General features: G+C 69.7%; 7 protein-coding genes and 5 tRNA genes. 2 read left to right on the top strand and 10 right to left on the bottom strand.

The genetic code is table 11. The features are described from left to right. Nucleotides 1–100 precede the first annotated feature (100 nt). A complete protein-coding gene (locus ABD224_RS28525) occupies nt 101–586 on the bottom strand; it encodes a DUF4188 domain-containing protein (RefSeq protein WP_344055086.1) in 486 nt (161 codons plus the stop codon). Nucleotides 587–695: 109 nt separating this feature from the next. Here ABD224_RS28525 and ABD224_RS28520 point away from each other — a divergent pair, with 109 nt between their 5' ends. Further along, the gene (locus ABD224_RS28520) at nt 696–1,346 is read left to right on the top strand and encodes a MerR family transcriptional regulator (RefSeq protein WP_344055084.1); all 651 of its coding nucleotides are present in this window, start codon (nt 696–698) and stop codon (nt 1,344–1,346) included. A gap of 51 nt (nt 1,347–1,397) precedes the next feature. Here the strand turns inward: ABD224_RS28520 and ABD224_RS28515 are convergent. The 9 genes from ABD224_RS28515 to ABD224_RS28475 all read right to left on the bottom strand — a co-directional run bounded on the left by ABD224_RS28515 (nt 1,398) and on the right by ABD224_RS28475 (nt 5,583). Next, nucleotides 1,398–1,470: transfer RNA gene (locus ABD224_RS28515), tRNA-Glu, on the bottom strand. Nucleotides 1,471–1,496: 26 nt separating this feature from the next. After that, nucleotides 1,497–1,568: transfer RNA gene (locus tag ABD224_RS28510), tRNA-Gln, on the bottom strand. A 21-nt stretch (nt 1,569–1,589) separates the two neighbouring features. Next, nucleotides 1,590–1,662 (bottom strand) — tRNA-Glu (locus ABD224_RS28505). 19 nt (nt 1,663–1,681) lie between these two features. Continuing rightward, nucleotides 1,682–1,754, bottom strand: a tRNA-Glu gene (locus ABD224_RS28500). 40 nt (nt 1,755–1,794) lie between these two features. Beyond that, nucleotides 1,795–1,866 (bottom strand) — tRNA-Gln (locus ABD224_RS28495). A gap of 93 nt (nt 1,867–1,959) precedes the next feature. Continuing rightward, nucleotides 1,960–2,703: an HAD family hydrolase gene (locus ABD224_RS28490; protein WP_344055082.1), complete on the bottom strand. Its 744-nt coding sequence runs from the start codon at nt 2,701–2,703 to the stop codon at nt 1,960–1,962. Between the two features lie 163 nt (nt 2,704–2,866). After that, nucleotides 2,867–4,378, bottom strand: coding sequence for a glutamate--tRNA ligase (gltX, locus tag ABD224_RS28485; protein ID WP_344055088.1), 1,512 nt, complete (start codon nt 4,376–4,378; stop codon nt 2,867–2,869). A gap of 13 nt (nt 4,379–4,391) precedes the next feature. Further along, nucleotides 4,392–5,177 carry a fumarylacetoacetate hydrolase family protein gene (locus ABD224_RS28480; RefSeq protein WP_344055080.1) on the bottom strand — a complete coding sequence of 262 codons (786 nt, stop codon included), beginning with the start codon at nt 5,175–5,177 and terminating at the stop codon, nt 4,392–4,394. Between the two features lie 217 nt (nt 5,178–5,394). Next, a complete protein-coding gene (locus ABD224_RS28475; protein WP_344055078.1) occupies nt 5,395–5,583 on the bottom strand; it encodes a hypothetical protein in 189 nt (62 codons plus the stop codon). 591 nt (nt 5,584–6,174) lie between these two features. Here ABD224_RS28475 and ABD224_RS28470 point away from each other — a divergent pair. Beyond that, on the top strand, nt 6,175–8,476 hold a 2,302-nt coding region (locus tag ABD224_RS28470; RefSeq protein ID WP_344055076.1), incomplete at its 3' end, for a sensor histidine kinase.

Genomic DNA, 8,476 nt, shown 5'->3' with positions numbered 1-8,476 from the left:
CCCGCCCGGGCCTCCCGCCCGGCCCCGGCGAGGACGGCCGTCCGGCCGCCTTTCCTCCCGCTCTTCTCCCGCGGCCCGCACGCGGGGCCGCGGTGCCCGCTCAGGCGACGCGCAGGCGGGCCGCCGCGCGGTCTCCCCGGCGGGCGACCGGCACGACCCCCATGGCCTTGCCCAGGCCGGACTCGGGCATGTTCACGTAGACGGACTCGTAGGAGCCGGCCGGGACGACGTACGTCTCGTGCCACAGGCCGACCTTGCCCTTCCCCTCCCGCAGCCGCCGGTTGAAGGCGGCCCAGGCGGGGCGGTGGTTCCTGTCGGACGCGGCGGCGTAGGCGAGGAGCTTCTCCTTGGACTCCCAGTACTGCACCAGCAGCACCTCGCGGAGCCCGGCCGGCAGGATCCGGTGACCGAGGAGACCGCTGTCCGGATCGCGGGACAACTCGGCGAGCATCGGCCTCATGGCCCTGGCCACCGGCCACCAACTGCGCACCGCGGCAAAGCTGTTGATCCGCATTCCGATGAGGAAGACCACCACGTCCTTCTCACCGGCCGCGGTCATGCGCCCCATGATCGGCTCGGCACCCATGACATCCCCCAATCCTCGATCGTCCCGAGTCGTCGGATAGCTTCACTATCTATTTAGGATAGTGACACTCTCCAACGAGAGCCGCAAGAGGGAAAGGACCGGCACGGACATGCGACTGGCGGAACTGAGCGCACGCAGCGGCGTCTCCACCGCGACGATCAAGTTCTATCTGCGCGAAGGGCTGCTGCACCCCGGCCGCCGTGTCACGGCCACCCAGGCCGAGTACGACGAGGGGCATCTGCGGCGTCTGCGGCTGGTACGGGCGCTGATCCAGGTGGGACGGATCCCGGTGAACTCCGCCCGTGAGGTGATCGCCGCCCTGCAGGACGAGCACATGGATCTCCACCAGCGTCTGGGCACCGCCACCTGGGCCCTGCCGCACGGCCCGGAGCCCGACGAGACGGACCCGGCCACCGAGACGGCCCGGCGCACCGCCGACGCGCTCATGGAGCGGCTCGGCTGGCACTGCGGCGGCGCGTGCGGCCGGCCCCCGGCGGCACCGGCGTACGGGATGCTGGTGACCGCGATCGCCGCCCTCTCCCGGCTCGGCTACCCGTGCGACGTCGAGCACTTGGAGCCGTACGCCCGTGCCGCGGAGCGGATCGCCGTGAGCGATCTGGACCTGGTGGAGCGCTGTGGAACGCCGGACGAGCGGGTGGAGGCCGCGGTGGCGCTGACGGTGCTGTACGAGCCGGTGCTGCTCAGCCTGCGCCGGCTCGCGGAGGCGGAGGAGTCGCGCCGCCGGTTCGACGGGGAGTGACCGCGGACACACCGAAAAGGCCCTCCCTCGGGAGGGCCTTTTCGTTCCGTGTACCCCCGACCGGATTCGAACCGGCGCTACTGCCTTGAGAGGGCAGCGTGCTAGGCCGCTACACAACGGGGGCGCAGATCATGCGTTTCCGCAGATCAGCTGGTCTACCTGGACTCGAACCAAGACTAACGGAACCAGAATCCGTCGTGCTGCCAATTACACCATAGACCAAAGGCAATTCAGGTTGCTGAGTACCCCCGACCGGATTCGAACCGGCGCTACCGCCTTGAGAGGGCGGCGTGCTAGGCCGCTACACAACGGGGGCGTTGATCCCGGAGGATCCGTACCCCCGACCGGATTCGAACCGGCGCTACTGCCTTGAGAGGGCAGCGTGCTAGGCCGCTACACAACGGGGGCTTGCGGATGACGATCCGCGAGTGCAGATGAGCTCTGCGAGCTGGCCTACCTGGACTCGAACCAAGACTAACGGAACCAGAATCCGTCGTGCTGCCAATTACACCATAGGCCACTGGAACGCAAGCCCCTGCTTAGGGGATCTTGTTCTAGGGTAGCGCCTCCGGTTCCGGGCCGGTGGCCCGTGCCCCGCGGCGCAGGAAGAACATTACCTGATGGTGGGCGGGGCGCCAAAACTCATAACCGTGCCGAGGAGGCCGGGAAGTCCGCCGAGCGAGGTGATCCGGCGCAGACCGGTGTCCCCGGCGGGGGCGGGGGACGCACCGTCACGGTTGATCCAGACGGAGAACAGCCCGGCCTCGGCGGCTCCCCGCCCGTCGATCTCCGGATGGTCACCGACGTACGCCACCTGGTGCGGAGCGAGCTCCAGCGCGTCGCACGCGGCGTGGAACGCCCGGGCCTCCGGCTTCGCCACACCGAGCTCGGCGGCGCACAGCACGACCTCGAAGCGGTCGCGCACACCGAGAGCGCGCAGCTTGTGCTCCTGGACGCGCTGGTGGGAGTTGGACAGCACCGCGTGCCGGTAGGCGCCGGCGAGGGAGTCCAGGACGGGCAGCACGTCCGGGAAGAGCGCCCAGGCGGCCTCGTAGTGCCTCAGATAGCGCTCGAACCACGCCTCGGTCTCGTCGTCGCTCAGCTCCGGCCGGCCGAGGAAGACCCGTACCCGGTCCCGCCGCTGCTCCTCGAAGGACACCTCCCCGGCCGCGAACCGCGCCCACTGCTCGTCGGTGATCCGCCGCCAGCGCGCCAGGGCCTCCTCCACGCTTCCGTAGGCGTCGAGCAGCCCCTCGGCCACCAGGTGCTCCCGCATGCCGACGCGGTCGGCGGTGGTGTAGTCGAAAAGGGTGTCGTCCACGTCCCAGAGCACGGCTTTGATGGGTTTGACGGGCATGACACCGACGGTACGCCAGGACCGGCCGGGAGGGGCCGCCCTCGCCCGGACAGCACAAGGACAGCACGAGGACAGCACGAGGACAGCACGAGGACAGCACGAAAGGGGCGGCACCCCGGACCGGGTGCCGCCCCTGGCGTACGGACGCGCTGCTCTGCGCCGTCTACGCCGTCCGCGCCGCCAGCTTCGCCAGCGCCGCGTCGATCCTGGCCAGCGCCTTCTCCTTGCCCAGGACCTGCAGGGACTCGAAGAGGGGCAGGCCGACCGTGCGGCCGGTGACGGCGACACGGACCGGGGCCTGGGCCTTGCCGAGCTTGAGGCCGTGGGCCTCGCCGGCCGCCTGGACGGCCTCCTTCAGGGACTCGGCAAAGGTCCAGTCGGCGGCCTCCAGCTTCTCTCGGGCCGTGCGCAGCAGGGCGTCGGAGCCCTCCTTCATCGCCTTGTTCCAGCTCGCCTCGTCCTCGACCGGCTCCGGCAGGAACAGGAAGTCGACGTTGTCCGTGATCTCGGACAGGACCTTCAGGCGGGTCTGGGCGTGCGGGGCGATCGCCTGCCACTTGGCCTCGTCGAAGTCCTCCGGGGCCCAGGGGGCGAACGGGGGCTGCAGCCACGGGCGGCAGCGCTCGGTGAAGTCCTTCACGTCCAGCAGGCGGATGTGGTCGCCGTTGATCGACTCGCACTTCTTCAGGTCGAAGCGGGCCGGGTTGGGGTTCACGTCCTTGATGTCGAAGGCCGCGACCATCTCCTCCAGGGAGAAGATGTCCCGGTCGGGCGCGAGCGACCAGCCGAGCAGGGAGAGGTAGTTGAGCAGGCCCTCGGGCAGGAAGCCGCGCTCGCGGTAGAGGTTCAGCGAGGACTGCGGCTCGCGCTTGGACAGCTTCTTGTTGCCCTCGCCCATCACGTACGGCAGGTGGCCGAACTCCGGGATGCCCTTGGCGATGCCGAGCTCCATCAGCGCCTTGTAGAGCGCGATCTGGCGCGGGGTGGAGGAGAGCAGGTCCTCGCCGCGCAGGACGTGGGTGATCCCCATCAGGGCGTCGTCGACCGGGTTGACCAGCGTGTAGAGCGGGGCGCCGTTGGCCCGGACGATGCCGTAGTCCGGGACGTTCTCCGGGGTGAAGGTCAGCTCGCCGCGGACCAGGTCGGTGAAGGTGATCGTCTCGTCGGGCATGCGGAAGCGGACGATCGGGGTGCGGCCCTGGGCCTTGTACTCCGCGATCCGCTCGGCGCTCAGGTCACGGCAGTGGCCGTCGTAGCCGGAGGGCCTGCCGGCGGCGCGGGCGGCCTCGCGGCGGCTCTCCAGCTCCTCCTGGGAGCAGTAGCAGTGGTAGGCGTAGCCGGCGTCCAGCAGCTTCCGGGCGACGTCCCGGTAGATGTCCATGCGCTGCGACTGGCGGTACGGCGCGTGCGGGCCGCCGACCTCGGGTCCCTCGTCCCAGTCGAGGCCCAGCCAGCGCATCGCGTCCAGCAGCTGCCGGTAGGACTCCTCGGAGTCGCGCGCGGCGTCGGTGTCCTCGATGCGGAAGACCAGGGTGCCCTGGTGGTGCCGGGCGAACGCCCAGTTGAACAGGGCGGTGCGGACCAGGCCCACATGGGGGTTCCCGGTGGGCGAGGGACAGAAGCGGACGCGGACGGGGGTCCGGGGGGCCTCCTGCTCGAGCGAAGCCGAGGACATGGGGGAGGGTGCGCTAGTCACGCTTGACAACCTTGTTGGTGAGAGTGCCGATGCCTTCGATGGTGACGGCGACCTCGTCGCCGACGTTCAGGGGGCCGACCCCTGCCGGGGTGCCCGTGAGGATCACGTCGCCGGGGAGCAGCGTCATGGCCTCGGAGATGTTGACGATCAGGTCCTCGATGGGGTGGATCATCTCGCTGGTGCGGCCCAGTTGCCGCTGCTCGCCGTTGACGGTGAGCTGGATGGTCAGGTCGGCCGCGGCGGTGATGTCGATGTCCGTCTCCACCCAGGGACCGAGCGGGCAGGAGGTGTCGAAGCCCTTCGCCCGGGCCCACTGCGCCTCGCGCCGCTGGACGTCGCGGGCGGTGACGTCGTTGGCACAGGTGTAGCCGAAGATCACGTCCTTGACCCGCTCGCGCGGGACCTCGCGGCACATCCGGCCGATGACCACGGCCAGCTCGGCCTCGTGGTGCAGCTCCTGGGAGAACGGGGGGTACTGGATGGGGTCCCCGTGGCCGATCACCGAGGTGGCGGGCTTGAAGAAGGCGAACGGGGCGTCGGGCACCTCGCTGCCGAGCTCACGGGCGTGCTCGGCGTAGTTGCGGCCGAAGGCGACGACCTTGTTGGGGAGCACCGGCGGCAGCAGCCGTACCTTGCTCAGCGGCACCCGCGTGCCGGAGAGCTCGAAGTCCGTGAACGGGATGCCCTTGATGATGTCGAGGACGAGCTCGTCCGGCCGGTCGCCCTCGACCGCGCCGAAGGCGACGTTCCCGTCGATGGAGAACCTGGCGATGCGCACGGGTTGCTTGGTCCCTTGACATGAGCGGCTGGAGTCTGACGCTCCAGGCTAACGCGACCAGGGGTGCCGGACCTCGCGCACGACGGCGCACGGACACGCGCACGGACACGAAGGAGGGGCGCCCCGGACTCGGGACGCCCCTGCTTCCCGGCTGCGGACGGTCTGTCCGCGGCCCCGTCCGCCGGCCGCCGTGAGCATTTCGCGGCCGGCCCGCGTATTACTCGGCGGCAGTGGCCGCGACCGGCGTGTCCGTGAGGATGGTGCGCCGGGGGTTGGCGGTCCGGGAAGGGAGGGAGACGGAGTGCTCCGGCCGCTCCGGCGCCCGCAGGGCATCGGCATCCGTGAGGTGCGACAGGGTGGTGCGCCGGGGGTTGGCTATGGTGCGGAACATCATCGTCGTCTTCACAGCTGTACGAGACCTCGTCTGTACGGGCGCCGGGTGTCGAAAAAGTCCCGCGCCGGGTTGTCGGTTGTGCCAACTCTGTAAAACGTCAGGCTAAACATTCAATTCCTGGCCGAAGTCGTGAAGAGCCCGTGACTCAGATGTGAGTTTGCTCACGAACAGACTGACAAAACGGGCATTTTCTCGGCGTGACTCCCGTCCCCAAAAGGGGACAATTAACCGCTGAAGCCGCCATTCCGCTCCCGATCATGGCGACTGGGACACCTCTCATGACTCGCGGGTACGCAGAGATATGCCCCTTATGAGTCAGATACCTTTCCACGAACCGTGATCAGGCGCTGACTGAGTGTCACAGATGTCACAGCCTGCCCCTCACGCCTTGTTGCAGATCCGCCACTGTGCTGGAATGCCACGGACCGCCGCGCGATCGCACCGGCGCGCAGGGCGCGAACAGCGCTGAGCGGCGGCGGGAAGGGGGAGCCAGCGCCGGTCATTCACGACCACCGAGGGAAGCGTTTCAGGACGCTCCCCTACACGCCGACACCGTCCTTCCGTCGACGCGGAGGGGCGCCTGGTCCAGAGGTTGCGACGCTAGTGCAGGGACGTTTCAAGAGGGATGGCAGCGCTTCGGCGGAGCCGGAGCCGCACGGCGGGACCGACCGTGGTTCCTCGCCCCAGCACGCCCAGAACCCGGGCCTCGGCCCGGCCGGCGACAGCGGTGGCGGTGAGCGCCCCGGCGCGGCCGGCGGGCCGACCCCGCCGAGTCCCGCCCCGGCAGGCAAGCCGGCCAAGGGCCTGATCACCCCGAACTCACGCTTGGCGATGCGCAACTGGCGCATCTCCACCCGTCTGGTCTCGCTGCTCGCGCTCCCCGTGGTCGCCGCGACCACGCTGGGTGCGCTGCGCATCGACCAGAACATGGACGACATCCAGCAGCTGGACAACATCAAGCTGCTGACGGAGATGACCAAGCAGGCCACCGAGCTGGCCGCCGCGCTCCAGGAGGAGCGCGACCAGACCGCCGGACCGCTGGCCCACCGCTCCACGGCGACCGCGACCGCCGTCAAGGGCGTCCGGGACAAGACGGACCGGGCCCGGGACAACTTCATCTCCGCGTCCGAGGAGATCGACGCCGCCAGCAAGAGCGGCAACCTGCTGGGTGTCCGCGACACCATCGTCGGCATCGTCAGCGACCTCAACGAGCTCAACAAGATCCGCAAGGACGCGTACCAGGACAAGGACAACGCGTCCCGGACAGTGGACCGGTACCACCGGCTGATCACCGGGCTGCTCGCCCTGTCCCAGGACATGGCCCAGGCGACCAACAGCCCGGAGATGATTCAGCGCACCCGTGCCCTGGCCGCCTTCTCCTCCGCCAAGGAGTACGCCTCCGTCCAGCGCGCCGTGATCGCCGCCGCTCTGCCGGCCAACAACACCACGGCCGGCAGTCTCTCCGAGAACGACCGCCTGTACGCCCAGTCGGCGCTGGAGAGCCAGACCTCGGACCTCAACAGCTTCCGCAACATCTACGGCGACGCGGCCGAGGAACTCCTCAGGCCCATGGAGGAGGGCAACCCGACCATCCTGGCCGCGGACACCTACGCCAAGCGCGTACTGGAGAGCCGCGAGGGTCTGAAGCAGGCGGACAAGCGCTCCTACCGCGACTGGGTCGACGACAGCTCCACCAAGCTCCAGCAGATGAAGAACATCGAGCTCACGCTGCTCGAGGAGATGGAGCAAAAGGCCCGTGAGCTGCGCAACGCCACCGAGCGCGAGGCCATCATCTCCGGTGCGCTGATCCTGATCGTCCTCGGTGTGTCGCTGGTCGGCGCCTTCGTCATGGCCCGCTCCATGATCCGTTCGCTGCGCCGCCTCCAGGAGACCGCCACCAAGGTCGCCCAGGAACGTCTGCCCGAGCTGGTCAAGCAGCTGTCGGAGTCGGACCCGCAGGACGTCGACACGTCCGTGGAGTCGGTCGGCCTGCACTCCCGCGACGAGATCGGCCAGGTGGCCGAGGCCTTCGACGAGGTGCACCGCGAGGCGGTCCGTCTCGCCGCCGAGCAGGCCCTGCTGCGGGGCAACGTCAACGCGATGTTCACCAACCTCTCGCGTCGCTCCCAGGGTCTGATCCAGCGCCAGCTGTCGCTGATCTCCGAACTGGAGTCCCGTGAGGCCGACCCGGACCAGCTGGCCTCGCTGTTCAAGCTCGACCACCTCGCCACGCGCATGCGCCGCAACGGCGAGAACCTCCTCGTCCTCGCGGGCGAGGAGCCCGGCCGCCGCTGGACCCGCCCGGTCCCGCTGGTCGACGTGCTCCGTGCCGCCGCGTCCGAGGTGGAGCAGTACGAGCGCATCGAGCTGTCCGCGGTGCCGCCCACCGAGGTCGCCGGCCGCGTGGTCAACGACCTCGTGCACCTGCTCGCCGAGCTGCTGGAGAACGCGACCTCGTTCTCCTCGCCGCAGACCAAGGTCAAGGTCACCGGTCACGCGCTGCCCGACGGCCGGGTGCTGATCGAGATCCACGACACCGGTATCGGTCTGTCGCCGGAGGACCTCGCCGCGATCAACGAGCGGCTGGCCAACCCGCCCACCGTGGACGTGTCGGTCTCCCGCCGCATGGGTCTGTTCGTGGTCGGCCGTCTGTCCCAGCGGCACGGCATCCGCATCCAGCTGCGTCCCTCCGACTCCGGGGGTACGACGGCCCTGGTCATGCTGCCCGTCGACGTCACCCAGAACAAGAGGCCGGCCGTGGGGGCCTCCGGCGGCTCCTCGGGCGGTCGCCCGTCCTCGGGTGGCCCGGCGGCCGCGGCCGCTGCCGCCGGAGCCGCCGCGGCACGCCGTCAGATGAGCGGCGGTTCCTCCGGCGCGGGCGCGTCCGGTCCCGGCCGGCTCGGTG

Origin of the sequence: Streptomyces thermoalcalitolerans (assembly GCF_039525155.1) — a bacterium.
Classification (GTDB): Bacteria; Actinomycetota; Actinomycetes; order Streptomycetales; family Streptomycetaceae; genus Streptomyces; species Streptomyces thermovulgaris.
This window is presented reverse-complemented; position numbering and strand designations above follow the sequence as displayed.